The following is a 22,580-nucleotide window of genomic DNA, read 5'->3' as shown; positions in this document are numbered from 1 at the left end:
CGGTCCCTGCGGCCCGAATCGACTCCGGCGCTCGCCCGGGAGATTGCGTGCAGCTCTTCTACCAGCCGTTTTGGTTGGTTCGGGCCCTGTCCTGTACTCTTTGTCCTCGGCGGTTGGTTGACATTCAACAGCTGCTCCGCGGGTCTATAGCTCAGGCGGTTAGAGCGCTTCGCTGATAACGAAGAGGTCGGAGGTTCAAGTCCTCCTAGACCCACACCCTGTATATCGACGACCTCCACCGGTACCGGTTCGGAGGTCGTTTTCCTTTGTCCCCGGTAGTTCCGCCGCCGCCGAATCGTCGATCCTGGACGAGCCGGTACAGGCATACAGAGTTAGGCTGAAATAATGAAATACGTCCTCACCATCGGAATTGTCGCTGCGGTTCTCATCGGTATCAGCAAGCTGCGTCGGCGGGACGACGACCTGTGGCACGAGGTCACCACGCGCTGACGGTATCGCCGTGTGGCCTGTTGCCCGCGGCTGATCAGGGCCGGGCCAGCAGTTCGATAACCGAGGACACCTGCGCGGTGGACGGTGTCGGAAGGTTGTCCCGGCCGTGGATCAAACCGAGGCCGATATACACCATCGCGCCCGCCCGCAACCGGGCCTGGTTCTCATCGAAACCCAGGTCGAGCATGGTTCGTTTGACGGTTTCGAATACCCGCTGATCGAGGTTGCGCACCGCGGCCGCGACCTTGGGGTTGCTGCGTGACCATTCCCGCACCGTGGTCTCGACAATCCAATGGCGCTGATCCACCAGCATCGCCGCCATTTTCTCGATCCGTTCTTCCACCGGAATAGCCGCGAACGCACCCAAGTCGCGCACGGTTTCGCTTTGTATCGCGCTCCACCGGTCGGCCATCGCCGCCATGAGTTGCTCGATATCGTCGAAATGCCAGTAGAAGCTGCCCTTCGTGACGCCGAGCTCCTGGCACAGGCGCTGGATCTTGATGGCTCCGACACCCTCGCGGGACAACAGATTCAGTGCGCCGTCGACCCAGTCGTCATAGGAGAGCCGCGCGGTGCGCCGCCGTTGCCGCTGTTGAGCCTGGGCTTTTTTGGACTTCGGCCGCCGCGCCGCGGCCGGATCGCCGGAAGGTCCGGCGGCGTCGGAATCCGCCGTCGTTTCCGCCGACCGATCGCCGCTGAGTCTCATACTCCGATGGTAGGGGAGCCGTTCGGCGCGCTCGGACGATCGGGTGATTACGGGCAGGCGTCCATGATGTGGCGCCGGGGCAGGTCGAATGTGTCTCGATTTCCGCGGGCAGCCGGGGGTCTTTACCCGTTCCATACTATTGGGTACTGTCCGTCCATACGATGACGTATGGTTGAGACGCACGATGGATCCGCCCCGGGCGTACCGGGCGTATGGCATCGGGTCGGTTCGGTAGGGAGGACAGTGATGTCGGCACCAGGGGTGACACCGGATATCGACGACTCGGCAGCCCCGTGCCCGGAGGCCTTCCGCTACTGGCAGGCGCGGGAAAACCCCTGGGTGCGGCAGGTCGAACGGCTGGTCCGCGCGGTGACCGGTGGTGAGCTCTTCCCGACCGACGAACAAGCGCGGGCGCTGTGCGCAGATATGTTCACCGGCGATCCGGTGGCCGAACGGTTCGTCGCGGAGGTGATGCGGGGCGAAACCGGTCGAGAGAACGGCCGCCTGCTCCTGGATGCGGCCCTGCGCGACGGTATCGACAGCATCACCGACCCGCCCCCGGCCATGCGCGCGCTGTTCGACGAGTTCGAAACGGTCCCCGACTGGGTGCGGCCCGAGTTGGTCGAACGCGGCGCCGCGGTGTGGCGCCGGTGGGGCACCATGCTGTTCAGCTTCGCGGGTGCGGAAACCCTGGAGATGTACACCGAATCCGCCGTCGCCACTCCACTCTCGCTGGCCGGCGGCTACGCCGGTGAGAGCGCGCTGCGCCGGTTCCTGGAAACCTGCCGTTTCTGGATGGATGTCTCCCAGCCCGGTGCGCTGCTCACGCCCGGGTCGCAGGGGCGGGCCACCGCGTTGAAAGTCCGGATCATGCACGTCTCGGTGCGGGCCGGCGTCGAGCGGCATCCCGAATGGGATACCGGACGGTGGGGGCTGCCGATCAGCCAGACCTACCAGTTGCTCACCCTCATCGCCGGTAGCACGATCCCCGGCCTGGGCCTGTGGGCGCTCGGCTATCAGACCAGCCCGGCGGAGTTCCGGGCGCTGCTGCATTTCCAGAAGTACATGGGTTACCTGCTCGGGGTGCGGCTGAACTGGCATCCGGAAACCGTGCCCGACACCCTGCGGGTGATGGCGATGACCATGATCGCCCGCGCCCACGACGCCGGCGAACCGGGCGCCGAACTCATCGAGTCCTATCCGGCGGTCTTCGCGCCCAGGCCGGACCAGAAGGGATTCGCGCGCCTGCGGGCGCACTACAACTATCGGATCAACTCCGCCTACCCGGCGCTGTACATGCTGCCCAGTACCCGCCGCAAGTACCGGATGCCGGCGGCGTTTCCCTGGGTATTGCTGCCGATCGCCCGGATTCCGCTGGTCACCGCCGTGGAATTCGCGCGCCGGGTGCCACCCATCGGTCGCCTGCACGAAAAGGTGATGTTGTGGCATCGGGAGAACTGGTACCGCGAACAGATGCAGGGTCGAGAGGCGCAGTTCGAGGCCACCGGGGCGCTGCGCAGGTAACGGCCCCGTCGGCGGCCGGGTACCCTTGTTTGACGGTGTATGCGCGTAAACGCTACTGTTTCGCAGGCGACTCACCGTAGTCGCCCATATGCCAGGGGCCTTAGCTCAATTGGCAGAGCACTGCCTTTGCAAGGCAGGGGTTAGGGGTTCGATTCCCCTAGGCTCCACTGGTATCAGGGCAGGTCGAACAGTGTTTTTACACTGGGAGACCTGCCCATGTGCCCGACCGTGTGCCCGAGAGCACGCGACCGGGCGAGCGGTCCACCGTGATCTGAGGGGATTTCGGCGCACGACCCAATGAGGATGCGTCATGTCCACCGCTACCAAGAAACGCTGCCACACCCCGACCCCGCGCCCCCGCAGCGACGGCACGATCGGCTGGCAGGTCCGCTACTACATCGAGCGCGGCGGCAAACTCCGCCGCACATCACAGACATTCGACGACGAGGTCGCCGCGGTCCGCTGGGCCGCGCTGCTCGACCGCGTCGGGCCCGAGCGCGCCGAGTCCGTTCTCACCGCCCAGCTCGCCGCTGGCGCTGCCGCGACGATGACCATCGGTCAATGGTTGCGCCGCTACGCCGACCGGCTCACCGGAATCGAGGAGGAGACCCGCCGGAAGTACGTCCGGTTCATCGAGCGCGACGTCGACCCGTTCATGGGCGGCCTGCCGATTGGCGCGTACACCGAGGAGCTCGACGCCGCGTGGGTGGTCTATCTCGAGACGGAGGTCGGCAACGCACCGAAAACCATCTGTAACAAGCATGGTTTCGTGTCCGCGGCCATGGCCGCCGCCGCCCGGCACCGGCCCGAGCCGCTCGTGCCGCTGAACCCGTGCGCGCATACCCGCCTGCCGCGCGTGACCGGACGGCGCCGGGAGTTCTTCACGCCGGCCGAGTTCGAGTTGTTCGAGGCACTGCTCTATCCCCGGTACCGGCCGATGTTCGAGTTCATGGTGATGTCCATGGCGCGGCCGGGCGAGATATTCGCGCTCACCGTCGGCGATATCGACGCCGAGACCGGTGCCGTCCGAATCGACAAGGCGTGGAAATACGCCGGGGGCAAGCGCAAACTCGGCCGGCCGAAATCCGAGCGCGGGATCCGCACCGCCTACGTGCCGCTAGAAACGATCGCGAAGCTCGACCTGGACCGCCCGGCCGACGAGCTGCTGTTCGCCACCGGCGTCGGCAGCGCGTTCACTGTGACCGGTTTCTATCGGCAGATCTGGCTGCCGGCGCTCCGCCGGCTCGAGGCGCTCACCGATACCGAGACCCCGGGCCGGAACCTGTTCGGGAGGATGGCGCACTGGACCGGCTCGCCACCGGCGGAGCTGCTCGCCCGGTTCGGGCGCGGCACCGTCGTGGGCCTGCACGCGAAGTGGCTCACCCCGTACACCGCCCGGCATACCGGGATCTCGTGGCGCCTGCAGGACGGCGTTCCGATCTGGGTCGTGAGCCGCGACGCCGGGCACGAGTCGATCCAGACCACCGACCGCAAGTACGGCCACATCGACAACGCGAGCTCGATCGCCGCGGCTGAACGCGCCGCCGGCCGACTGCCGGCACTGCGCAGCACGGTGGTCGATCTCGAGATGGCGCGCCGGCGCAGGCTCGTGCGCGCCGGTCAGCTCGGCGAGATCGACCGGGTCGACGACGGGTTCGAGGCGGTCTGGATGGACGCGGCGGGCGAGGTGTGCTCGCGCGTATTCGCCGACTACACAGCGGCCGTCGAGCATGTCGCGCTGCACGAGACCGGTGATCCCGTGGCCGCGGCAGCGTGACTCCGAGTACCACGTAAGGGAGCTTGACGTCTCAAGTGGGGAGGAGGGGCGGTGGCAATTCCGTTGCCGCCGCCCCTATTTCCGGGGGCATCGGTCGTTGCCCAAGGTCACGATTCGAATACTTCGGAAATCGGACATTCTTACCCGTGACCCGCGGGTTACGCTGCGATTAACCGTTGATCCTACGAATCGGGCGGGGGTTTTCCACACCGCGAGGCACTGCGAAATCGTCGCCGCCCGGTAGTATCGAACAAATGTTCGAACAAGTGTCGGGGCTTGTGGCAGATGGGCGGCGAGACGATCGAGGGTGCGTGTAATGGGGCAAACGGCAGGGGATAGTCGGTACACGTCAGATCTGACCGAATTGATCGCGCGGGCACGGCTTATGCCCGCGTCGCGGTTCATTCTCGAAGTCAGGCGGCACGGGCATGACGCTGTTGAGGTGCTGAACTGCTTGACCCCCGAACTCCTCGGATTAACCCCCGAGTTCCTCTGCCCTCGTCAGTAGGTCCCCCAGTGAGACTCCTAGCGCTGTTGCGATCCGCAGCATTTGCGGCATCTGCATCGACGATTGGCCGGTCTCGATCCGGCCAATGGTCCTCTTGCTGATTCCGGATCTCGCGACCAAATCCTCCTGCGACCACTGACGCTCTGCTCGCATGACCCGGATTGCGTGACCGAGCGCCTTGTCGAGTTTGCGCGCGGCCTCGTCCATGTCGTCGTCCCGCGGCGCGGGATCGGCGGCTGCTGCTCTCATGCTGTCCATTTTGGGGTCAAATCTGACCATCGGGCAAGTCTATGTCAGGCCACCCTAACGCCCGTTCCCGGTAGCTGGAGCAATGCCTGAACGTGACCGATGGCGCCAAGTTAGTCTTGAAAAGCGCCAACTTTGACCCTAATGTGGTCAACATGCTCCCTATCAACGAGGCGACCGCGGCGGTAGTCCGGGACGCCATCGCGAAAGCGGACCAGACCGAGGAATCCGTCGCCGAGGGTGCCCGAATCGAGCCGCGGACCTGGCAGCGCCGCATTCAAGGCCGGACAGCGTTCCGCGTGAACGAGCTGTCGCGGATATCGGCTGTCCTCGGCGTCAAAATGGCCACCTTGCTCACCGCCATTTCCGAGACGGTTAGCCAGGGGAGTGCCAAACGATGAGCGGCACAAACGAATTCGAAACATTTTCCCTTGAACAGGTCTGCGAAATGACCGGCGCGCCGTCCCCGGACTGGCTGTATCGCCGGATCACCGCCGGCGACCTATCCGCCGTGCTCGCCGGTCGCAAATGGCGGATGACGCGCAGCGATATGTGCCGCGTCGTCGACCACATGCGCGCCGCCGCCGAGCGCCAACTCGCCGGACGCGGCACGGCGTCGGCCGACGAACCCCCCAGCAAACCGCCGGCCGCGCCGGGCAACCCCGCCGGGCTGTCCAAACGCAGCGCGGCCCGATTGGCGCGCAACCACGCCGCCTGACTTCCCCGCGGCGGCGAGCGCCGAACCCGCCGCGGGGCGCGTGACCGAACGGACGGACCGCCGGGCGCCCCCTCACGCCCGACCCGATTGGCCACGCAGCACCACAACCGCGACAGACAGGAGACCCCGATGGGCGCCACACCGAACGCGACCGGCGCCCCGACCCACCTCACGAATACGGCCCCGCCGAGTTGCACCTCGCCGGGGCCGTCGAAGAACACCCAACCTCACCGAATCACAGGAGTTCGAAGGATGTTCAAACCGCATCATATCGCGATCGGCTGCGGCCTCGCCTGGGGCGGCATCGTCGGCCTCGGCCTCACCGGCTGTCACGTCGGCAGCCACGTTCCCGAGCTCGAGCACGTACCGACGACCCGGATCCCGGCGCCGCTCGCCCCGCCGTACACCGCGCCGGAAAGCACGCTGCCGGTCAACCCGCCGAGCTGGACCTACGGGCCCAGTCGTGGCGAGGCTGCGCAGGTGGCCCGGTGATCGAGGAAACCCGCGACCGCCTCCCGGATCCGGATGCCGAACTCGTACGCGATCCGGCATATCTCCACGCGCGCATCCAGGGCATTCTCGCTGAGGCCAATGCTTACGCCGCCGAGCGTCCCGACGAGGATGCGGACCGCCTCAAGGCGTTCTCGCTCCGGTATGACCTGGAGAGGTCCGCCGCTGATATCCGCCTGTTCAGCGACGCCGGCGACTCGTCCTACGAGACGCTCAGCATCGAGGCGCCCAGCGTGCCCTGGCGACGAGGCCAGGGCTTCTACACCTTCGCGCCTACCGACGAGTCCGCCGAGGAGGCCGCCGACGCCCTCGGGATACCCGAGCGCCCCGCCGGCGTGAATGGTCGCCGCGCCTGGGCTGGAGAGTTCGACGGTTTCGCCGTCCGGATCTACAGCCCGGATCCGGTGCAGGAGCCGAACCAGTGACCGGCCGGCACCGCGCGCCGGTTGCGCCGCTGCCGCGGTTCGCCGGCGACGCCCTGTTCCTGGTCATCGTCTACGGCCTGCCCATCGCGAGCGCGGTGGTACTGCCGCTGCTGCTCATGGGGTGGCTGCTGTGAACGCGCCTGACGAAGCACTCACGCCCGGCGAGGTCGCCACCTGCCTCGACCGCGCCATCGCGATCTGGCTCGCCGACGCACTCGACGGCCACACCGATCACACCCGCGCCGTGCAGCTCATCTCCGCCTGCGCGGACGCCGCCCTCGCCTCGCTGCTGCTCGGCCAGCGGCAGGCCCAGCTCGACAAGATCCAGACCCGGGAGACCTCGTGAAAATCTCCGAACACCTCTCCGACGCGGTCGCATTCGTGGTCGACGTCCTCACCCTCTCGACTCTCGGTATCGGTTCCGCGCTGGCCGTGTTCGCCCGCCTGCAGCCTGCCGTCGACCTCGACGACGAGGACCCGGTCGCCGACGGCTACGACGAGGGCGCCGCGTGGGATCGCGCCTACGACCGCGAGATCGACCAGCGAAACGGGGTGATGTAGATGCTGACCCGTGCTCCCGCCCGGACCGACACGACACAGCCGCCGTGCGCGACCCACCCCGACCCCGAGACCTGGTTTTCCGACGAGCCGCAGCGCATCGAGGAGGCCAAACTCTATTGCGGGCTCTGCCCGCTCGAGCAGCTCCGCGCCTGCGGCCAGCTCGCGGTCGATGAGTCCGCGCGGCTCGGCGTCTATGCCGGCTACAACACCCGCGACGCGGGCGAGTGGGAAGCGCTCCAGGTACGCCTCGGCCTTGCTCCGGCGGGAGATACCCGCCAGAAGCACCGCCGCGAGGCCACCCACGAGTGCGTCAAGTGCGGCGCCGAGTTCACCTCGACGCGGAAGGTGGCCGAGCCGGTTCGGTGTGTTCCCTGCAGGCAGGGCCATGTGGACGCCGGGCCCGCTCGGAAGCATCTAGAGGAACTCGCCACCGCGACGCGGGCCTCGTATGTGCGTATCGCCGCGTGCGCCGGCCTCCCTCACAACACCGTGCTCGGCGTCCGGCGCAACCGCTGGATTGCGCAGAAAACAGACCGCGCGATCCGCGCGGTCACCGTCGCCGACGTCATGCGGGCAGGTGCGGCATGAAACCACAGGTGGCGATACCGGACTGGCGCACGGACGCGCAGTGCCGCGGCGGCGATCCGGAGCACTGGTTCCCGGTCGGTCACGAAATCACGGACGACAACAAGGCGGCGGTGATCACATGCCGCGGATGCCCGGTGCGGGAAGACTGCGCACGGTTCGCGAACAGGATCGGCGCACAAGGAATCTGGGCCGGGTACCGGCTGCCCGGCCAGAAGGACGCATTCCGGCGGTACCTCAAGCAGGCCGACGCACCGACCTCGCCCTGCGCCGAATGCGGTGCGACCATCCGCCACACCGGCGCACTCCGGCAGACGATCTGCTCGGACTGCCGCAACGGCATGGTCGACGACAGCGCCGCCCGGGCCCGGATCCGCGAGCTCGAGCAGATCATCGACCACCAGACGATCGCCGAGTTCGCCGGGGTGAACCGGCACACCATCTCGCGCATCGCCCGCGGGAAAACCGGCGGCAAGGTCTCGGTGACCATCGAGTCCAAGATCCTCGCGCTACGGGCCGAGGGGGCGGTGCGCGCATGATCCTGCCGCCACCACCCGGCCTGTACTCCGACGTCGACGACGACGAATACCACAGCGACACCGGGTCGCTGTCGTCGTCGGGGGCCCGGACGATCCTGATGCGCAGCCCGGCCGAGTTCTGGTACGAGCAGCAGCACGGCCGGCCCCCGAAAGCCGCGTACGACGAGGGCCACGCCGCGCACCTCTACCTGCTCGGCAAAGGCCCCGCGGTCGAGGTGATCGACGCCGAGGACTGGCGCACCGACGACGCCCGGAAAGCACGAGACGCTGCGTACAAGGCGGGCAAAGTGCCGCTGCTGCCGCATCAGGATCTCGCAGCCCGGGAGATGGCGGCGACCGTTCGCCGTCACGAGCTGGCCGGCCCGCTGTTCGCCGCCGGCCAGCCCGAGATGTCCGGGTGGTGGCCCGACGACGAGACCGGGGTGATGCTCCGGCTACGCACCGACTGGCTCACCGCGATCCGCGGGCGCCTGGTCATCGTCGATTACAAGACGTCGAAATCCGCCGGCCGCGGCGCGTTCGCGAAGGCCGCGGCCGACTACGGCTACTTCATGCAGCACCCGTACTACACCGCGGGATTCCGCGCGCTCGAGATCGCCGACAACCCGGCGTTCGTGTTCGTCACCCAGTGCAAAACCCCGCCGTACCGGGTCACCGTCGCCCAGCTGCACCCCAATGACGTGGCCCTCGGTCACGACCTCAACCGCGCCGCGATCCGCACCTACGCCGATTGCCTCGCCGCCGGTCACTGGCCCGACGACAGCGACCGGATTCACACCGTATCCATCCCGGCCTACGCCCGCTATCGCGCTCAGGAGCTGCTCGCATGAACACACCCGCCCGGTATCAGCCGCTCAATCCCACCCCGGCCCGCATCGACCTCAGCCAGGCGACCGCGATCGAGCAGTCCCGCGCGATTGCCGAAGTACAGGCCGCGGTGCTCGTTGCCCAGCAGCGCCCGCGCAACAAGGCCCTCGCCGTCGACGAGATGCGCGACGCCACCGCCCAGCACTCGGTCGCCGAGCGCGCATATTTCCGCTACGTCCGCAGCGACACCACGGTCACGGGCGTATCGATCCATCTCGCCCGCGAGCTCGCGCGCTGCTGGGGAAACATCGACTACGGCATCAAGGAACTCAGCCGCGATGACGCCAAGGGTGAGTCCGAAATGCTCGCGCACGCCTGGGATATGCAGACCAACGCGCGCGCATCGACCACGTTCATCGTCCCGCATGTGCGCGACACCAGCGAAGGCGCACGGAAGCTCACCGCCACGCGGGACATCTACGAGAACAACGCCAACGCCGGCGCCCGGCGACTGCGCGAACAGATCCTCGCGGTACTGCCGAACTGGTTCGTCGAGGAGGCCAAGGCCAACTGCGACGCGACCCTGAAAAAGGGCAACGGCGAGGACCTCGCCACGCGGATCACGAACGCCACCTACGGGTTCGCCGTACTCGGCGTCACCGAGGCCCAGCTCGTCGCGAAGGTCGGCAAACCGATGGAGGACTGGGACGGCGGCGACGTCGGCCGGCTCGGCGTCGTCTACCAGTCCATCAAACGCGGCGAGACCACCGTCGGCGACGAGTTCCCCACGCCGCAGCAGGAACCGGCCGAAGGCCTCACCACCGAGGACCTGCGCGACGCTGGCGATAACAGCGAACCGGCCGCCGAGAAGGAGCGCAAACGGGCCCCGCGCAAGTCGACCAAGGCGCAGCGCGAACAGATCGACCGGCGGCTCGACGAACTCGACGGGAACACGCCCGAACAGGTGAGCGCCTACCTGTCGACGCTCCTCGAACGCGAGATCGCCAGCACCGCGGACCTCACCTACGCCGAGGCCGTCGAGGTCATCGGCGAACTCGACAACCAGAGCAGCGGCCGGGCACCGACCGACACCGTGGCCGAGGCCACCACAGCCGACGACGCCGAGCAGCTGGCCGCCGCTGAGCAGCCGGACGCCGACGATACGGAAGGGGCCGAGACCGAATGAGCATCCGCGCCTCAATCCAGGTCGGCACCGCCGACCTCCGCGCCGCCCTGGTCTCCGTCCGCGCCCACGCTGGCGCCGACGCCGAGGTACCCACCACACACCGGATCCGGCTCGCCGTCGGCCGCGAGAACGTGGCCGTCATCGCCACCGACACGTTCACCGCCGGGCTCGCGCTCGTCTCGGTCTGGGAAACCGACGCCCACAACCCGATCACGGTCGACGTACTACCGGATGACGTCACCCAGCTGCTCCGGATATTCGGCGCCGTCAAGGACAAGGCGGACGAGCCCGAGAACATGCTGCGGCTCGATATCGGCGACTCCCGGCTGACCATCACCGACTGCTCCGGCATGATCGACGGCCGCGCGTACCGGATCCCGCGGCTACCCACCGACGGCGGCACCCTGTGCACCATCCCCGGCGTGCTCTCGCGGCAGCACAGCAGCGCGCCGACGCTACTCGCCGACATGTCGGTATCCGGTGAGATGCTGGCCCGTTTCCGGGCGGCCAGTAACGCCTACACCGCCGCGCTCACCATCGAGGCACACGCGGCCAGCAGGGCACTGCTGATCCGATGCGGCGAGGCATTCCTCGGCGCCATGATGCCGCGCCGAATGTCCGACCACGACGTCGGCGAAATGCGCGAATGGGCCGACGGATGGACACGGCGCCTGCCCGGCATCGTCGCCGCGGCCGAGGCCGAGATGAGCAAAACCGAACCGGCCACCGTGGACCTCGACGCCGTCGACCTGGGCGACGACCGCGAAATGTTCCTGCACGCCGTCGACCTGGTGGTGCGTGCACAGTTCGCCTCGCCGTCGATGCTGCAGCGCAAACTGCGCGTCGGGTTCGCCAAGGCGGTGCAGCTGCTCGACCGGATGACCGAGGCCGGGATTATCGGGCCGGCCGACGGCTCGCGGGCCCGGGACGTACTCGTGCCCGCCGACCAGGCCGACGCGCTGCTCACCACCCTCCGGAACAACAACGACGCCGAGGGCGGGCAGTCATGAGCAGCAAAATCGAGTGGACCGACGAGACCTGGAACCCGGCAACCGGGTGCACCCGTGTGAGCGAAGGGTGCACCCGGTGCTACATCGAACGCACCCCACCGATGCGCATGGCGCACCGCAAGTTCGACGGCCCGCACATCGGTGCAACCACCGGAGTGCAGCTGCACCCGAAACGACTCGGTGAACCACTGTCGTGGCGCAAACCCCGCCTGGTGTTCGTGTGCTCCATGGCGGACCTGTTCCACGACGAGATTGACGCCGACTACATCGCGAGCATCTGGGCCGTAATGGCGTGCGCTGGACGGCACACATTCCAGGTACTCACCAAGCGCGCCGCCCGGATGCGGGCACTGCTGTCCTCGCCACAGTTTCAGCAGGACGTGCGCAACTACGCGGACGCCATCGGCCGTGACGGCTGGGACGAGTCATGGCCGTTGCGAAACGTCTGGGTAGGCGTGAGCGCCGAGAACCAGCAGTGGGCCGACCTCCGGATTCCGGCTCTGCTCAGTTCGCCAGCCGCAGTCCGGTTCGTCTCGGCCGAGCCGCTTCTCGGGCCGATCGACCTCACGCGCGGTCTACTGGCGCCCGACGAGTTCGGCCGCGGGCTCGATTGGCTGATCGTGGGCGGCGAGTCCGGGCCCGGCGCCCGGCCCATGGATCCGTCCTGGGCGCGCTCCCTGCGCGACCAGTCCACTGCGGCCGGCGTCGCGTTCCATTTCAAACAGTGGGGCGAATGGGCGCCCACGGGGTTCGGGCTGGGCCGTTTCGATCCGCCCGAGCAGCTGATCGGATCGCCCGTAGACGACCTCGGGTTCCGGCAGATCGTCCGCCGAGTCGGAAAGAAAAAGGCCGGTCGCGAGCTCGACGGCCAGGTTTGGGATCAATTCCCCGCAGTGACCGGAGGTGCCCGGTGATCGACGTATTGATCCTCGCGGGCACCGGATTCCCGAACGGGGGCGACGGCGTATGCGAGGCATTCGCCGAGCGCCTCGACCGCCGGCGGTTCGCACCGCGGTTCGTGACCTACCCGGCAACATTCGGCGGACTCGAGGACGCTTGGGCGCTCTCGCGCGCCGCCGGACTGCAAGCCCTGATCGATGCGACACGGGCAACCAACCGCCTGGTGCTGCCCGTGGGGTACTCGCAGGGCGCCGGGATCGCCGGCGATTTCGCCGCTGCCGTCGGCGACGGTCGGCTGCCCGGTCTCGAACTGGTGGGCTGTGCCCTGATCGCCGATCCGGCGCGGCCGGCGGGCGCGACGATGCCCGGCCGCCCGGCCGCGAGCGGATCCGGCATTCTCCGGCCCCGGCAGATCACCGGCATGCCGGCGTGGTGGGCCGCGGCCGAGGGCGACCCGATCACCGCCCTGGCGAACGGGTCGCCGCTGCGCGGTATCGCCGATATGGCCGATTACTACTCGCTCGCTAGCCCGGCCGCCGCGATTGCGTGGGGTCGAGCGCTGCTCGCTCGCGCTCAGGCCCGGGACTGGCAGCCCTGGTGGTCGCTCGAATACTGGCGCGATTGGGGCGGTGCCGTCGAGGACGCCTGGGGCTACCTGCCGCCACCGCTCGGCGGCGGCCGACACACCTATGCCTACGTCACCGAGCGGCTGTGCGCCGATCTCGCCGAGGCGGTCAATCGGGGGATCCAATGAGACCACCGTTCCCCTACTACGGCGGCAAAATGTCGGTCGCCGACCGCATCGTCGAACTGCTGCCAGCGCACCGACATTACGTCGAGCCGTTCGCCGGCTCGCTCTCGGTGCTGCTCGCCAAGGTGCCCACGCCGTTCGAGACCGTGAACGACATACACGCCGAGCTCATGACGTTCTGGCGCGTGCTGCGCGACCGGCCCGTCGAACTCGCCCGAGCCTGCGCGCTCACTCCGCACTCACGCGCCGAGTACGCGGCGGCAGCCGAGCTCACCGTCGGCGATGACCTTGAGACCGCACGTCGCGTCTGGGTTCGGCTGTCCCAGTCCAGGAGCGGACTGCTCCGCAAGACCGGATGGCGGTACTACATCGACCCGGCCGGGTGCTCGTCGTCGATGCCGGACTACCTCGACGGGTATGTCGGCCGCCTCATGGCCGCCGCCGAGCGGCTGCACGCGGTGAGCCTGGAGTGCCGCCCGGCGATGGAAGTGATCGCGGCGTATGGCCGTATCGCGGACGTCTGCCTGTACGTCGACCCGCCTTACCTCGGGTCGACGCGCAACGGCACGAACTACGCCCACGAGATGGCGAGCACGGCAGAGCACGAGCAGCTGCTCGACGCCCTACTACACGCCCGGTCCGCGGTCGTGCTGTCCGGATACGCAAGCGACCTCTACGACACCGCCCTCGCGGGCTGGTCGCGTGTGGAGTTCCCCGCGTTCACCGGCAACAGCGGCGGCCGCGCGGCGGGCTCCCGAACCGAGGTCGTCTGGTCCAACCGAGAGGTCGGCAACCCGACGCTCGATTTCAGCGCCGACGTATACGCGAAGGAGGTCCGCTGATGCCGCAACGTATCCAGTTGCGCCGGACCAAGGGCTGGCGCCTGCCCGATGGGGCCGTGGTGGTTGCCCGGCCGAGCAAGTGGGGCAACCCGTATGTGCTCGCCGGCGCCGATCGCGTACGCGACCAGTGGGGCAATTTCCATTACGTCGCGCCGGGGGAGTCCCGCGGCCTCGCTGTTCGGCTGTTCCGCGATGACCTCGCCGAGGGGCGCCTCGGCTACTACCTCGACGACGTCGTAACCGAGCTCGCCGGCCGCGACCTCGGCTGCTGGTGCCCGCTGGGCGAACCGTGCCACGCCGATGTCCTGCTACAGATCGCGAACAGGGAGGTTCCCTAGTGCCCTGGTTCAAGGTCGACGACGATCTCGCGTTTCACGGCAAGGTCGTTGCCGCCGGTAACGCCGCAATGGGGCTGTGGGTCCGCGCCGGCGCATGGTCGGCGCAAACCCTCACCGACGGGTTCATTCCGAAGCACATGGTCGCCGCACTCGGCAACACCGCGCAGGCGAAGAAGTTGGTCGCGGTCGGGCTGTGGTACCCGGTCGTCGAGACCGGCGGCCAGCTGCGCGGATACCAGTTCCACCAGTGGGCAGACCGGCAGCCGACCCGGGCCGAAGTGGACGAGAAACGCGCCGCCGCGCGCGAGCGAATGAAGCGCGCACGGAGCAAGAACAAGGGCGATCGTTCCGACGATGTTCGCGCGAACATCACGCGAACCGACGCCGAACGTTCTAGCGAACACGAGCCGCCGCCCGAACACGATTTCGACGAAATCTCAACAGAATCCGATCGAAATCTGAACGGCCGCAGCCATTCCGTAACCGAAAGTTTCGACGGTACCGAGCAGGCGAATACGCAGGTAGACAACGAATCGGCCCGAAATGTTCGCGCGAACTTCGCGCGCAGTGACGCTAACCCCGTCCCGACCCGACCCGACCCATATAAAGGGGGTCACCTAGAGGGGGAACGTTACGTAGGCAGCGGCGCCGCGCCGGAGAACGAAACCCCTCCGCCGAAATTCCACGCAGAGCACCCCGACGGATGGCGCGACGACTGCGACGACTGCGACCGGGTCGCCGAGGCGTGGGTCGCGGCGAATCGCGTCGACCTCCGCGGCGCCGCTACAAGCCGCCCGGCCGGACGACCGCTCGACCGCTGCCCGAAGCACCGCAACGAACCCCGGCCACCGGCGTGCGGCCACTGCGCAGACGCTCGCCGCGCCGCCGAGGCGTGGGACGCCGAGCATGCCGACCGCGCCAAGCGCGCCCGGTCCGAGAGCGCCCGCAGCGCCGCCGAGGTCCGCGCCGCCGCCATCGCGAACTGCGACATGTGCGACGAGCTCGGCTACGTCGGCACCGCACTCTGCGACCACGACCCCGACGGCGCCGACCGCGCCCGCCGCGGCATTGCGCTGGTCCGCGCCTCCCTCGCCGAGAAATCCCAGCCCGACACCGAAAACCCCTAGGAGACACCGGATGCCTGAAAACACCACCACTGCCGAGCTGCTCGCCGCGATCGATCTCGTGGACGAACTCGCCGCGTCTGTCGAGAACCTGCACCCCGGCTACACAACCCAGCGCGCCGGCCTGAGCTGGCTGCGCGGCCACGTCCGCGAGCGAGAGTTCCAGCACCGCGTCGGTGAAGCAGTCAAACGGCGAATCCCCGACACGGCCGCCGGACCGGTCTACGTCGGCGCAGCGATCGCCGCGGCCATAGCCGATATCGGATACACGCTCGTGGTATCGCCGGAGCAGATCCGGACCGTTCTCGGGGCCGCCTGGGACGCAGGCAACGGCGCCGGCCTCGACGGGTGGGTTGGACCCGCCCACCCCGCCGGCGACGCCAGCGACGAGGCGGTGTACCGGCGCAACCGGGCGGTCGAGGCCGCGCTCGTCCAGCTGCGCTACGAGGTGCCCAATGTCTGAGCCCCACAGCGCGCACGTCGGCCGTTCCTGGTCCGGAACCGCAATCGAGGACTCCTGCCCGTGCCCGCAGGAACCGTGCGGCCTGGTCGACCAGAAGCGCGCACACCCCGACTGCGAGCACCACCCGATGGTGCGGACGAAAACGATCCGGCAGTCGCACACGGCCGACCGGTGCCCGGGGCCGATCGCCGAGCGCGTCGAGGCCGGCCTCGACCGAGCGGCCCGCGCTGCGGCGCTGTCGCCGCTCGAGACCGCCCTCACCGAGGCGATCGCGTTCGCCCAGGCGCACGGTTTCGACGAGGACCCGGCGCCAACCGATTTCGGTATCCAGCGCAGCCCCGTCGGCGTGACCCTGGCGACCTACGTCGGCGCCGGTCACGTCATCCGGGCCATCGTCACGCGCGGCGGCGCGAAGTTCGCTGTCGGCGAGATCGAGTGGGTGCACGACGCCGCCGACGAGGCTCGCGAACTGTGCGACTACTGCGAGCTGGAAGAACCGGGCGCGTTCGTCTCGCCGCCAATGACCGACGTCTACCTGCCCGGTGATGCGCCAGCCGCCGCGGACGTCCTCGCCCGGGGGTCGCGCTGATGTACGGCTACCGATACCGGCCCGACGGGCGCGTGTTCACGCTCCGCGCCTGCGCCCGAGACGAGGCCGAGCTCGAGGTCATCGTCCGCCGGCAGGCGCAGCGTCGGAACCACAGCCCGGTCACGGTCGAACTCGTCGAGCGGGTCGGCGACAAGTGGCGACCCGTCCCGCTGTCCAGCGAGGACGGGGGCGACGATGCCTGACCGCTACAGCGACCCCGAACGCCTCGACGAGGTAGCGCTCGCCCAGCACCGCGAGACCTGCTCAGGCTGGGTCAATCCCGACGCCGACCACCCGCAGCCATGCCTGCTCTGCAAGCCACATCTGCGCAGCGGCACCCGCCGCGAGGTCACCGACTACGCCGAAACCATCCCGTCCGCGCGAGCTCGCGCCGCAATCGAAAGAGCAGACAGATCGGAATCCGGTTACTGATGAGAGGGCTGATCATGGCTGAAATCCGTTACCAGGACGAGCGCGTAACCATCTACCAGGGCGACGCCCTGGCCGTGCTCGCCGAGTTGCCCAGCGGCTCGGTCGATGCCGTGATCACGGATCCGCCGTACAACTCCGGCGGGATGACGCGGGACGACCGGACGATGAGCGTGCACACGAAATACGTGCAGAGCGACCAGGTCGCCCGCGGCACCGGCGGCGCGGCGCTGCCGGAGTTCTCCGGCGATTCCCGCGACCAGCGCGGGTTCGGCTACTGGTGCGCACTGTGGCTCGGTGAGTGCCTACGCATCGCCCGCCGCGGCGCGGTGATCGCGCTGTTCACCGATTGGCGCCAGCTACCGCTCACGACCGACGTGCTGCAGGCCGGGGGAATCGTCTGGCGCGGAATCGTCCCGTGGCACAAACCGAACGGGCGCCGGCAGCAGGGGCGGTTCGCCGGAAACTGCGAATACGTAACCTGGGGCACCGCGGGGCCCCGGGCGCAGGACCTGTTGGGCTCGGTCGCGCTGCCGGGCTTTTTCGAGGTCAACACCCCGCGCGTCCGGGAGCACATCACACAGAAACCGGTCGAGATCATGCGCGACCTCGCCAAGATCGCGCCCGAGGACGGCGTGATCCTCGACCCGTTCGCCGGCGCCGGCACAACCGGCGTCGGGGCGGTGCTCGAGGGGCGCCGGTTCATCGGCGTCGAACAGGTCGCGCACTACGCCGAGGTGGCCGCACGCCGGTGCCGCCTCGCGCAGCTGCGGGGCGGCGACGACAAGGGCGAGCAGGCCGGTTTCGATTTCGGCGAGGTCGCACCATGACCAGATCCCGCGCCAGCGCGAAGGCCGCAGGCACCCGACACGAAACCTCGGTCGCCGGCTACCTCGCCGCCAACATCGACGACCGGATCGAACGACGTACCCGCAATGGGGCGAAAGACCGCGGCGATATCGCCGGCCTGCGCGCTTACGCCGAGCGCGTTGTCGTCGAATGCAAGGACTACGGCGGCCAGATCAAGGCAGGCACCTGGCTTGCCGAGGCCGAGATCGAACGCGGCAACGACGATGCTGTCGCTGCCCTCGTCGTTGCGAAACGCCGCGGCACCACCAACCCCGGCGACCAGATCGTGCTGATGACCCTGCGCGACCTCGTCGCACTGATGACCGGCACGCGCCCCGAGGAGGTTTGACCATGTCCGAGCCATCCGGCAAGTTCCTTCGCTCGTTGGAGGACGCGCACGAACGGCGCGAGCAGCGGCGGCGTGGCGAATTCCGCACCGAGGCCGCCGAGCAGCCACGCGCCGAGCCGCCCTATCTCGCATCCCGGGCCGAGAACTGGACCCGGGTCGGATACGAGATCGACGGCGAGGTGTTCATCGCGCCGGCCGGTACGCCGCCGCCGGACACCGAGCGCTCATGGTCGTTGCTGAGTGACCTCATCGCCGCGGCTGCCTCGCTCGCCCGGTCGGTGATCCGTTGACCGGCCCGCTATGCGGCGAGTGCGGCCGGCCGCTCGGCGATGGCGTCACGCTGTGCAAGGAGTGCGTCGGAAACCTCATCGAGCAGCTCGCCGACGTACCCGCGCTGCTCGCCGAGCTCGCTATCGTCCGTGCCGGGCTCGCTCGCTCGGGGCCACGCAGCTCGGGCGCCGGCCGACCGGCCGAGCCACCGCTACCGGTTCGCCTGGACGGCCGCGATCGCCGCGCCGGCGAGCGCGTGGTGCTCCGGCTCGAGACCGCGGTGATCGGCTGGGCCCGCGCGCTGGCCGAGGACCTCCACGTCTGCCCGGCCGTCGGCACCGCGTACCTCGTGGACCTCACACAAGAACGCCGCCTCGCGTTCCGCGCGGACCGACGACCCGATGCCGCGGCCCTGGCCGAGCCCGCGACACCGGTCGAACAGTGCGCGATATGGCTCACGCGGCACCGGCGCGAGATCGCCCGGCACGAGGCCGCGCCCGAGCTCGCCCGCGAAGTGGCCGCGGCGGTCCGGGGCCTGCGGCGGGCGGTCGCACCGCCCCCGCGCGAATACCTCGGTCTGTGCCCACGCAAGGACGACGCCGGCCAGCCGTGCGGGCATGAGCTATGGGCCGAGGACCGGGCTGTGCAGACGGTGTGCCGGCGCTGCGGCGCACCGTACGTGGTCGCCGAACTCAAGTCGGCAGCGCTGACTGGCGCTGAGGACCGGCACTACTCTGTAGCTGACCTGCTGCGCCTGCTCACCGAACTCGGGCACCCGGTACCGCGCTCGACGCTGTATCGGTGGGCGCAGCAGCGCCGGATCGCGCCGCGGGGCTGGCAGCACACCGACGAGCGCGGAACACGCATCACAGATCATCAGATATCGCCGGAGGACCGGCAGGTCTACCGGCTCGGCGACGCGCTCGCCGTCGCCCGCAAAGAAGGAGCCGAGGCCGTATGACCGCTGCGAACGAACCGCGAAACCCGGACTACACATACACCACCAGCGATGGGCAGGACGTGGGCATCCGCGTCGAGGGCCCGTCGACCCACGAGTTCACCTATGCGGACGGGTCTACCCTCACTGTCGAGCAGGACGCCGGCGGAAATCGGAGCTACGTAGTGAGTCCGTGGCCGCCGGAAGCGGGCGGTCAGTGAACATCGAGGAATTCATCAAGGCTCGGCTCGACGAGGACGAGGAGATCGCGCGGGCGGCATCCGCCGTCGACGTCGAGGGACCCTCATGGCGAGTTCGAAAGCTGGACCACCACGGCATGGCTGTGTTCGGCGACCATCAGTCCGCGCCGCCGGATGGTCGGCTCGGATTCCACGAGGACGCGCAGACCGACCACATTGCCAGACACGACCCGGCGCGCGTGCTGCGCGACGTTGCGGGAAAGCGCAGGATGCTTGCCCTTGCTACCGAGGTTGCGCGGTCGGGTGCCGAATTTGCGGATCAGGATTTCGCCACGTTGACAGGTGCATTGGCGGAACCGTACGCGGATCATCCCGACTATCAACAGGAATGGAACCGATGAGCGACGAATACGGGTTCGATTGGGATGCACCCCCGGTCGGCGAGGACTACGCCGTATTGCCGGACGGCCGCGTGCCGGTCTATGTGTTCGTAACCGTTGAGGACCGGGCGTACTGCGTGACGCCGTGGCACACCCGGTCTGTGCCGTTGATCCTGTCGGCTGAGCAGATGGGCCGGGATTGCGATATTCCGGCGGGCGAGGTGATCGGCCGAGAATTCACGGCGGTCGGCTCGGAGGCTGAGCCGCTGCACGACTTCCGGCTGGTGCACGATCCGCGGCTGTAGCGCGCCGGTAGGATGCACAACGGGAAAGGCCCCGGCGGTCACGACCCGCCGGGGCCTTCCTGTTACTCGTCCTCGTATCGGAGGACTTCCAGCGTCGCCCAGAATCGAGTCAGGGCGTCGTCTGCCGCCTCTCCGCACCAGACCTCGACGTGACTCATTCGAGTCAGCACCACCGCGGTAAGCCAGTCGAGCGCAAGTTGCTCGATCAGGTAGACGCGGTGCGGGTCGGCGGGCAGGTCCCGGAGGATTGTCCGGGCGCCTATCACGTCGGCGCGGGCTGCGTGGGGCCGCCAGGTTTCGAGTTCCAGGTCGGGAAGCTCGATCCGCAGCGGCAGCGCGGTTGCAAACACTTTCCGCATTGCCTGGTAGGCGTCGTGGAGGCGTTTCGCGCGAGATTCGGTCATCCGAATCACCTGCTCTCTGTTGAGTTCTCAAATTGCTTGCCAGCGTTGCTGACTCCTCAAGTATAAACCCTAGGGTTGCGATTACGCAACCCTAGGGTTTAAACTGGTGTCACGAACAACGAAGGAGCCTCACCATGACCGACCCCTGGGCAGACCTCGCAGCCCGCGCCCGCGCGCTGGCCGACCTCGCCGACCGGTACGCCGCCATCGCCCCCGCTGACCTCGCGCCCACCGCAGACACCGACCCCCTCGGCGAACTCGACACCGCCGCCCTCGAAGTCCGGGGCGCGGTTGCCGCCTGCCGGCGCGCTACCTATCAGGCGCTGCATGACCTCGGCATCCCCAAGGCCGAGATCGGCCGGCGATGGGGGACCACTGGGGCGGCCGTCGGCAAGGTGCTCAACCGCGCCCAGACCGCCCCGGCGGCCGAATCCTGACCGGTCGAACTACCCGGCCTATCGGGACCATGTTGTACAGTGAGACACGAAACCGCTGCTGACGACGCATCCCCAAGTGCAGATCGCAGCGGTTTTTTCATGCCCGAATCAGGGCCCGAACCAAGGAGAAACCGCGATGGCCTCGCTGTCCGCTGCCCTGTCCGTCGTCCCGTGGGAACTCGTCGCCCGCGTCGCCCTGGTCGTGCTCGACTACCTCGTCTGAGCCGAACCACCCCGAACTTCGCAGCGCGTTAAACCGGGCCGGATCCCCGGCAAGCACCCCAACGGGCACACGCCACATCGCCCCGCAACTACCCGGTGAGCATCCGATACCGGGCGGGCACGCTGCGCGCTGCGAGCCCTCGTCCCTCGTAGTCCAGCGGCCGAAGACGCCGCGGTGGTTCGGTTCGAGTCCGGTCGCCCACGGGTTGGGGCGGCGAATGGCCCCCATCGCGGTAACGCGGGTTCAAATCCCGCCGAGGGCAACCCCTACCTCAACCCAGCGATCGGGAGGTGCGACCGTGCGTAAGTGGCTCGCCGGCTGGTTCGGCTGGATCGCCGACCGGCTGTATCCGCACTACTCCGAGCGGATGCGCCGCGAGCTCCGCACCGCCCGCCGGGCCCGATGGGTGATCTACCGATGAACGCTCCGGACCTCACCGCCCTCGCCCTCGCCGACATGCGCGCCGGCCGCCGTGTTCTCGTGATCGCGCCCAGCAGCAGCACGGCCAAGGCCTTACGCGACCGCATGACCGCCCAGCTCGCCGACGGTGAGACCGCCCGCAACGCGAACGGAAACCATCGCATCACGTCCGCCGGCCCCGGCTGGATCGAGATCCGCGGCTACACCAGCGTTCGCCTCGGTGCCTGCCGCGGCGTCGTCCTTGACCGCGTCTACGTCGACCACAGCGAACTCACCACCGAGCTTGCGATGCGCCTCGGCTCGTCGCGGTCGGCCGACATAGTCCACATCTGACCATGGCGCAGCGACGCACCACCACACAGCGCGGCCTCGGCTGGACACACCGCCAACACGTCGCCGGCCTACGCGCCCGCCACGTCGACGGTTCGCCCTGCTGGTGGTGCGGGCAGCCCATGTACCGCGACGCCCGCCGCAACTGGGACCGCCGCACACTCGAGGGCGACCACAGCAAGGCGCGCAGCCACGGCGGCACCCGGGCCGACCGGCTGCTGCACTCCATCTGCAACCGCGAGCGCGGCGACGGCCGACACGACCACGAACGCCCCGTGCTCACCGGCCGCCGGCCGAAGCTGCCCAGCAACGGCGCCGATCTCGGCGTGCTCGCGATGCCCTGGCCCTGACCTCGGCATAACCGCAGGTCAGAGGCCCGCCGCCGATGGTGAACCTAAAACCGCAGGTCAGGGGCCTAAAATATTCGGCCCCCCGGGGGCCATGACTCCCCCGCGGTAGTCGCGAATTTTTTTTGTACGGCCGAACGA

The 22,580-nt window shown here is 68.5% G+C and carries 38 protein-coding genes and 2 tRNA genes; 37 read left to right on the top strand and 3 right to left on the bottom strand.

Annotation, left to right across the window (positions count from 1 at the left end; translation table 11 throughout):
* The first annotated feature begins 140 nt into the window (after nt 1-140).
* Nucleotides 141-214, top strand: a tRNA-Ile gene (locus ACQEVO_RS30625).
* Nucleotides 215-484: 270 nt separating this feature from the next.
* On the opposite strand, the gene ACQEVO_RS30620 is transcribed toward ACQEVO_RS30625, so the two are convergent.
* Nucleotides 485-1,156, bottom strand: a complete 672-nt coding sequence (locus tag ACQEVO_RS30620) for a TetR/AcrR family transcriptional regulator (RefSeq protein ID WP_432919900.1) — start codon at nt 1,154-1,156, stop codon at nt 485-487.
* 246 nt (nt 1,157-1,402) lie between these two features.
* Between ACQEVO_RS30620 and ACQEVO_RS30615 the strand changes: the two genes are divergently transcribed.
* The 3 genes from ACQEVO_RS30615 (at nt 1,403) to ACQEVO_RS30605 (ending at nt 4,457) form a co-directional block, all read left to right on the top strand.
* Nucleotides 1,403-2,680, top strand: coding sequence for an oxygenase MpaB family protein (locus ACQEVO_RS30615; protein ID WP_432919899.1), 1,278 nt, complete (start codon nt 1,403-1,405; stop codon nt 2,678-2,680).
* A gap of 94 nt (nt 2,681-2,774) precedes the next feature.
* A tRNA-Ala gene (locus tag ACQEVO_RS30610) sits at nt 2,775-2,847 on the top strand.
* Nucleotides 2,848-2,990: 143 nt separating this feature from the next.
* Nucleotides 2,991-4,457, top strand: a complete 1,467-nt coding sequence (locus ACQEVO_RS30605; RefSeq protein ID WP_432919898.1) for a tyrosine-type recombinase/integrase — start codon at nt 2,991-2,993, stop codon at nt 4,455-4,457.
* A gap of 475 nt (nt 4,458-4,932) precedes the next feature.
* On the opposite strand, the gene ACQEVO_RS30600 is transcribed toward ACQEVO_RS30605, so the two are convergent.
* Entirely contained in the window at nt 4,933-5,214 is a 282-nt protein-coding gene (locus tag ACQEVO_RS30600; protein WP_432919897.1) for a helix-turn-helix domain-containing protein, read from the bottom strand.
* 92 nt (nt 5,215-5,306) lie between these two features.
* Between ACQEVO_RS30600 and ACQEVO_RS30595 the strand changes: the two genes are divergently transcribed.
* The 28 genes from ACQEVO_RS30595 to ACQEVO_RS30460 all read left to right on the top strand — a co-directional run bounded on the left by ACQEVO_RS30595 (nt 5,307) and on the right by ACQEVO_RS30460 (nt 20,278).
* The gene (locus tag ACQEVO_RS30595) at nt 5,307-5,612 is read left to right on the top strand and encodes a hypothetical protein (RefSeq protein WP_432919896.1); all 306 of its coding nucleotides are present in this window, start codon (nt 5,307-5,309) and stop codon (nt 5,610-5,612) included.
* Nucleotides 5,609-5,929: a helix-turn-helix domain-containing protein gene (locus ACQEVO_RS30590; RefSeq protein ID WP_432919895.1), complete on the top strand. Its 321-nt coding sequence runs from the start codon at nt 5,609-5,611 to the stop codon at nt 5,927-5,929. The genes ACQEVO_RS30595 and ACQEVO_RS30590 overlap by 4 nt, the downstream gene beginning before the upstream one ends.
* A gap of 252 nt (nt 5,930-6,181) precedes the next feature.
* The gene (locus ACQEVO_RS30585; RefSeq protein WP_432919894.1) at nt 6,182-6,421 is read left to right on the top strand and encodes a hypothetical protein; all 240 of its coding nucleotides are present in this window, start codon (nt 6,182-6,184) and stop codon (nt 6,419-6,421) included.
* On the top strand, nt 6,418-6,864 hold the full coding sequence (locus ACQEVO_RS30580) for a hypothetical protein (protein WP_432919893.1): 447 nt from the start codon (nt 6,418-6,420) through the stop codon (nt 6,862-6,864). Before ACQEVO_RS30585 ends, ACQEVO_RS30580 begins: the two co-directional genes overlap by 4 nt.
* On the top strand, nt 6,861-6,998 hold the full coding sequence (locus ACQEVO_RS30575) for a hypothetical protein (RefSeq protein WP_432919892.1): 138 nt from the start codon (nt 6,861-6,863) through the stop codon (nt 6,996-6,998). Before ACQEVO_RS30580 ends, ACQEVO_RS30575 begins: the two co-directional genes overlap by 4 nt.
* Nucleotides 6,995-7,210 (top strand): hypothetical protein, encoded by a 216-nt coding sequence (locus tag ACQEVO_RS30570; RefSeq protein ID WP_432919891.1) that lies wholly within the window; start codon nt 6,995-6,997, stop codon nt 7,208-7,210. Before ACQEVO_RS30575 ends, ACQEVO_RS30570 begins: the two co-directional genes overlap by 4 nt.
* Nucleotides 7,207-7,425 carry a hypothetical protein gene (locus ACQEVO_RS30565; RefSeq protein ID WP_432919890.1) on the top strand — a complete coding sequence of 73 codons (219 nt, stop codon included), beginning with the start codon at nt 7,207-7,209 and terminating at the stop codon, nt 7,423-7,425. The genes ACQEVO_RS30570 and ACQEVO_RS30565 overlap by 4 nt, the downstream gene beginning before the upstream one ends.
* Nucleotides 7,426-8,013 carry a WhiB family transcriptional regulator gene (locus ACQEVO_RS30560; protein ID WP_432919889.1) on the top strand — a complete coding sequence of 196 codons (588 nt, stop codon included), beginning with the start codon at nt 7,426-7,428 and terminating at the stop codon, nt 8,011-8,013.
* Nucleotides 8,010-8,549 carry a WhiB family transcriptional regulator gene (locus tag ACQEVO_RS30555; RefSeq protein WP_432919888.1) on the top strand — a complete coding sequence of 180 codons (540 nt, stop codon included), beginning with the start codon at nt 8,010-8,012 and terminating at the stop codon, nt 8,547-8,549. The genes ACQEVO_RS30560 and ACQEVO_RS30555 overlap by 4 nt, the downstream gene beginning before the upstream one ends.
* Nucleotides 8,546-9,379 (top strand): PD-(D/E)XK nuclease-like domain-containing protein, encoded by an 834-nt coding sequence (locus ACQEVO_RS30550; protein ID WP_432919887.1) that lies wholly within the window; start codon nt 8,546-8,548, stop codon nt 9,377-9,379. Before ACQEVO_RS30555 ends, ACQEVO_RS30550 begins: the two co-directional genes overlap by 4 nt.
* On the top strand, nt 9,376-10,542 hold the full coding sequence (locus ACQEVO_RS30545) for a hypothetical protein (protein WP_432919886.1): 1,167 nt from the start codon (nt 9,376-9,378) through the stop codon (nt 10,540-10,542). The genes ACQEVO_RS30550 and ACQEVO_RS30545 overlap by 4 nt, the downstream gene beginning before the upstream one ends.
* A complete protein-coding gene (locus ACQEVO_RS30540; protein WP_432919885.1) occupies nt 10,539-11,552 on the top strand; it encodes a DNA translocase FtsK in 1,014 nt (337 codons plus the stop codon). Before ACQEVO_RS30545 ends, ACQEVO_RS30540 begins: the two co-directional genes overlap by 4 nt.
* Entirely contained in the window at nt 11,549-12,466 is a 918-nt protein-coding gene (locus ACQEVO_RS30535) for a phage Gp37/Gp68 family protein (RefSeq protein WP_432919884.1), read from the top strand. Before ACQEVO_RS30540 ends, ACQEVO_RS30535 begins: the two co-directional genes overlap by 4 nt.
* Complete coding sequence (locus ACQEVO_RS30530) at nt 12,463-13,206, top strand: hypothetical protein (RefSeq protein WP_432919883.1); 744 nt, start codon at nt 12,463-12,465, stop codon at nt 13,204-13,206. The genes ACQEVO_RS30535 and ACQEVO_RS30530 overlap by 4 nt, the downstream gene beginning before the upstream one ends.
* A complete protein-coding gene (locus ACQEVO_RS30525; protein ID WP_432919882.1) occupies nt 13,203-14,045 on the top strand; it encodes a DNA adenine methylase in 843 nt (280 codons plus the stop codon). The genes ACQEVO_RS30530 and ACQEVO_RS30525 overlap by 4 nt, the downstream gene beginning before the upstream one ends.
* Nucleotides 14,045-14,383 carry a DUF4326 domain-containing protein gene (locus tag ACQEVO_RS30520; RefSeq protein WP_432919881.1) on the top strand — a complete coding sequence of 113 codons (339 nt, stop codon included), beginning with the start codon at nt 14,045-14,047 and terminating at the stop codon, nt 14,381-14,383. Before ACQEVO_RS30525 ends, ACQEVO_RS30520 begins: the two co-directional genes overlap by 1 nt.
* Nucleotides 14,383-15,510: a hypothetical protein gene (locus ACQEVO_RS30515; protein ID WP_432919880.1), complete on the top strand. Its 1,128-nt coding sequence runs from the start codon at nt 14,383-14,385 to the stop codon at nt 15,508-15,510. The genes ACQEVO_RS30520 and ACQEVO_RS30515 overlap by 1 nt, the downstream gene beginning before the upstream one ends.
* Before the next feature lie 10 nt (nt 15,511-15,520).
* Entirely contained in the window at nt 15,521-15,970 is a 450-nt protein-coding gene (locus tag ACQEVO_RS30510; protein ID WP_432919879.1) for a hypothetical protein, read from the top strand.
* Nucleotides 15,963-16,559 carry a hypothetical protein gene (locus tag ACQEVO_RS30505; RefSeq protein ID WP_432919878.1) on the top strand — a complete coding sequence of 199 codons (597 nt, stop codon included), beginning with the start codon at nt 15,963-15,965 and terminating at the stop codon, nt 16,557-16,559. The genes ACQEVO_RS30510 and ACQEVO_RS30505 overlap by 8 nt, the downstream gene beginning before the upstream one ends.
* Nucleotides 16,559-16,762, top strand: coding sequence for a hypothetical protein (locus ACQEVO_RS30500; RefSeq protein WP_432919877.1), 204 nt, complete (start codon nt 16,559-16,561; stop codon nt 16,760-16,762). Before ACQEVO_RS30505 ends, ACQEVO_RS30500 begins: the two co-directional genes overlap by 1 nt.
* Nucleotides 16,755-16,991, top strand: coding sequence for a hypothetical protein (locus ACQEVO_RS30495; protein ID WP_432919876.1), 237 nt, complete (start codon nt 16,755-16,757; stop codon nt 16,989-16,991). Before ACQEVO_RS30500 ends, ACQEVO_RS30495 begins: the two co-directional genes overlap by 8 nt.
* A 14-nt stretch (nt 16,992-17,005) precedes the next feature.
* Entirely contained in the window at nt 17,006-17,818 is an 813-nt protein-coding gene (locus ACQEVO_RS30490; protein ID WP_432919875.1) for a DNA-methyltransferase, read from the top strand.
* Complete coding sequence (locus ACQEVO_RS30485; protein ID WP_432919874.1) at nt 17,815-18,186, top strand: hypothetical protein; 372 nt, start codon at nt 17,815-17,817, stop codon at nt 18,184-18,186. Before ACQEVO_RS30490 ends, ACQEVO_RS30485 begins: the two co-directional genes overlap by 4 nt.
* A 2-nt stretch (nt 18,187-18,188) precedes the next feature.
* Entirely contained in the window at nt 18,189-18,476 is a 288-nt protein-coding gene (locus ACQEVO_RS30480; RefSeq protein WP_432919873.1) for a hypothetical protein, read from the top strand.
* Nucleotides 18,473-19,417 carry a hypothetical protein gene (locus ACQEVO_RS30475; protein ID WP_432919872.1) on the top strand — a complete coding sequence of 315 codons (945 nt, stop codon included), beginning with the start codon at nt 18,473-18,475 and terminating at the stop codon, nt 19,415-19,417. Before ACQEVO_RS30480 ends, ACQEVO_RS30475 begins: the two co-directional genes overlap by 4 nt.
* Entirely contained in the window at nt 19,414-19,614 is a 201-nt protein-coding gene (locus tag ACQEVO_RS30470; RefSeq protein WP_432919871.1) for a hypothetical protein, read from the top strand. The genes ACQEVO_RS30475 and ACQEVO_RS30470 overlap by 4 nt, the downstream gene beginning before the upstream one ends.
* On the top strand, nt 19,611-19,994 hold the full coding sequence (locus ACQEVO_RS30465) for a DUF6221 family protein (RefSeq protein WP_432919870.1): 384 nt from the start codon (nt 19,611-19,613) through the stop codon (nt 19,992-19,994). Before ACQEVO_RS30470 ends, ACQEVO_RS30465 begins: the two co-directional genes overlap by 4 nt.
* The gene (locus tag ACQEVO_RS30460; protein ID WP_432919869.1) at nt 19,991-20,278 is read left to right on the top strand and encodes a hypothetical protein; all 288 of its coding nucleotides are present in this window, start codon (nt 19,991-19,993) and stop codon (nt 20,276-20,278) included. Before ACQEVO_RS30465 ends, ACQEVO_RS30460 begins: the two co-directional genes overlap by 4 nt.
* Before the next feature lie 62 nt (nt 20,279-20,340).
* Here the strand turns inward: ACQEVO_RS30460 and ACQEVO_RS30455 are convergent, their stop codons facing one another.
* The gene (locus ACQEVO_RS30455; protein ID WP_432919868.1) at nt 20,341-20,682 is read right to left on the bottom strand and encodes a hypothetical protein; all 342 of its coding nucleotides are present in this window, start codon (nt 20,680-20,682) and stop codon (nt 20,341-20,343) included.
* Between the two features lie 134 nt (nt 20,683-20,816).
* On the opposite strand from ACQEVO_RS30455, the gene ACQEVO_RS30450 reads away from it, so the two are divergent.
* The 5 genes from ACQEVO_RS30450 to ACQEVO_RS30430 all read left to right on the top strand — a co-directional run bounded on the left by ACQEVO_RS30450 (nt 20,817) and on the right by ACQEVO_RS30430 (nt 22,442).
* On the top strand, nt 20,817-21,119 hold the full coding sequence (locus ACQEVO_RS30450) for a hypothetical protein (RefSeq protein ID WP_432919867.1): 303 nt from the start codon (nt 20,817-20,819) through the stop codon (nt 21,117-21,119).
* A gap of 76 nt (nt 21,120-21,195) precedes the next feature.
* Nucleotides 21,196-21,342, top strand: coding sequence for a hypothetical protein (locus ACQEVO_RS30445; RefSeq protein ID WP_432919866.1), 147 nt, complete (start codon nt 21,196-21,198; stop codon nt 21,340-21,342).
* Between the two features lie 298 nt (nt 21,343-21,640).
* On the top strand, nt 21,641-21,763 hold the full coding sequence (locus ACQEVO_RS30440; protein WP_432919865.1) for a hypothetical protein: 123 nt from the start codon (nt 21,641-21,643) through the stop codon (nt 21,761-21,763).
* Nucleotides 21,760-22,095 carry a hypothetical protein gene (locus ACQEVO_RS30435; protein WP_432919864.1) on the top strand — a complete coding sequence of 112 codons (336 nt, stop codon included), beginning with the start codon at nt 21,760-21,762 and terminating at the stop codon, nt 22,093-22,095. The genes ACQEVO_RS30440 and ACQEVO_RS30435 overlap by 4 nt, the downstream gene beginning before the upstream one ends.
* Before the next feature lie 2 nt (nt 22,096-22,097).
* Nucleotides 22,098-22,442, top strand: a complete 345-nt coding sequence (locus tag ACQEVO_RS30430; RefSeq protein WP_432919863.1) for a hypothetical protein — start codon at nt 22,098-22,100, stop codon at nt 22,440-22,442.
* The last annotated feature ends 138 nt before the right edge of the window (nt 22,443-22,580 follow it).

This window comes from Nocardia sp. CA-290969 (assembly GCF_050936135.1).
In the GTDB taxonomy this organism is placed as follows: Bacteria; Actinomycetota; Actinomycetes; order Mycobacteriales; family Mycobacteriaceae; genus Nocardia.
This window is presented reverse-complemented; position numbering and strand designations above follow the sequence as displayed.

What these genes read in the sequence shown, in the direction of transcription:
- ACQEVO_RS30620 (WP_432919900.1), bottom strand. Translation starts at nt 1,156, where the DNA reads ATGAGACTCAGCGGCGATCGGTCGGCGGAAACGACGGCGGATTCCGAC.
- ACQEVO_RS30615 (WP_432919899.1), top strand. Translation starts at nt 1,403, where the DNA reads ATGTCGGCACCAGGGGTGACACCGGATATCGACGACTCGGCAGCCCCG.
- ACQEVO_RS30605 (WP_432919898.1), top strand. Translation starts at nt 2,991, where the DNA reads ATGTCCACCGCTACCAAGAAACGCTGCCACACCCCGACCCCGCGCCCC.
- ACQEVO_RS30600 (WP_432919897.1), bottom strand. Translation starts at nt 5,214, where the DNA reads ATGAGAGCAGCAGCCGCCGATCCCGCGCCGCGGGACGACGACATGGAC.
- ACQEVO_RS30590 (WP_432919895.1), top strand. Translation starts at nt 5,609, where the DNA reads ATGAGCGGCACAAACGAATTCGAAACATTTTCCCTTGAACAGGTCTGC.
- ACQEVO_RS30585 (WP_432919894.1), top strand. Translation starts at nt 6,182, where the DNA reads ATGTTCAAACCGCATCATATCGCGATCGGCTGCGGCCTCGCCTGGGGC.
- ACQEVO_RS30560 (WP_432919889.1), top strand. Translation starts at nt 7,426, where the DNA reads ATGCTGACCCGTGCTCCCGCCCGGACCGACACGACACAGCCGCCGTGC.
- ACQEVO_RS30555 (WP_432919888.1), top strand. Translation starts at nt 8,010, where the DNA reads ATGAAACCACAGGTGGCGATACCGGACTGGCGCACGGACGCGCAGTGC.
- ACQEVO_RS30550 (WP_432919887.1), top strand. Translation starts at nt 8,546, where the DNA reads ATGATCCTGCCGCCACCACCCGGCCTGTACTCCGACGTCGACGACGAC.
- ACQEVO_RS30545 (WP_432919886.1), top strand. Translation starts at nt 9,376, where the DNA reads ATGAACACACCCGCCCGGTATCAGCCGCTCAATCCCACCCCGGCCCGC.
- ACQEVO_RS30540 (WP_432919885.1), top strand. Translation starts at nt 10,539, where the DNA reads ATGAGCATCCGCGCCTCAATCCAGGTCGGCACCGCCGACCTCCGCGCC.
- ACQEVO_RS30535 (WP_432919884.1), top strand. Translation starts at nt 11,549, where the DNA reads ATGAGCAGCAAAATCGAGTGGACCGACGAGACCTGGAACCCGGCAACC.
- ACQEVO_RS30525 (WP_432919882.1), top strand. Translation starts at nt 13,203, where the DNA reads ATGAGACCACCGTTCCCCTACTACGGCGGCAAAATGTCGGTCGCCGAC.
- ACQEVO_RS30520 (WP_432919881.1), top strand. Translation starts at nt 14,045, where the DNA reads ATGCCGCAACGTATCCAGTTGCGCCGGACCAAGGGCTGGCGCCTGCCC.
- ACQEVO_RS30510 (WP_432919879.1), top strand. Translation starts at nt 15,521, where the DNA reads ATGCCTGAAAACACCACCACTGCCGAGCTGCTCGCCGCGATCGATCTC.
- ACQEVO_RS30505 (WP_432919878.1), top strand. Translation starts at nt 15,963, where the DNA reads ATGTCTGAGCCCCACAGCGCGCACGTCGGCCGTTCCTGGTCCGGAACC.
- ACQEVO_RS30500 (WP_432919877.1), top strand. Translation starts at nt 16,559, where the DNA reads ATGTACGGCTACCGATACCGGCCCGACGGGCGCGTGTTCACGCTCCGC.
- ACQEVO_RS30495 (WP_432919876.1), top strand. Translation starts at nt 16,755, where the DNA reads ATGCCTGACCGCTACAGCGACCCCGAACGCCTCGACGAGGTAGCGCTC.
- ACQEVO_RS30490 (WP_432919875.1), top strand. Translation starts at nt 17,006, where the DNA reads ATGGCTGAAATCCGTTACCAGGACGAGCGCGTAACCATCTACCAGGGC.
- ACQEVO_RS30485 (WP_432919874.1), top strand. Translation starts at nt 17,815, where the DNA reads ATGACCAGATCCCGCGCCAGCGCGAAGGCCGCAGGCACCCGACACGAA.
- ACQEVO_RS30480 (WP_432919873.1), top strand. Translation starts at nt 18,189, where the DNA reads ATGTCCGAGCCATCCGGCAAGTTCCTTCGCTCGTTGGAGGACGCGCAC.
- ACQEVO_RS30470 (WP_432919871.1), top strand. Translation starts at nt 19,414, where the DNA reads ATGACCGCTGCGAACGAACCGCGAAACCCGGACTACACATACACCACC.
- ACQEVO_RS30460 (WP_432919869.1), top strand. Translation starts at nt 19,991, where the DNA reads ATGAGCGACGAATACGGGTTCGATTGGGATGCACCCCCGGTCGGCGAG.
- ACQEVO_RS30455 (WP_432919868.1), bottom strand. Translation starts at nt 20,682, where the DNA reads ATGACCGAATCTCGCGCGAAACGCCTCCACGACGCCTACCAGGCAATG.
- ACQEVO_RS30450 (WP_432919867.1), top strand. Translation starts at nt 20,817, where the DNA reads ATGACCGACCCCTGGGCAGACCTCGCAGCCCGCGCCCGCGCGCTGGCC.
- ACQEVO_RS30435 (WP_432919864.1), top strand. Translation starts at nt 21,760, where the DNA reads ATGAACGCTCCGGACCTCACCGCCCTCGCCCTCGCCGACATGCGCGCC.
- ACQEVO_RS30430 (WP_432919863.1), top strand. Translation starts at nt 22,098, where the DNA reads ATGGCGCAGCGACGCACCACCACACAGCGCGGCCTCGGCTGGACACAC.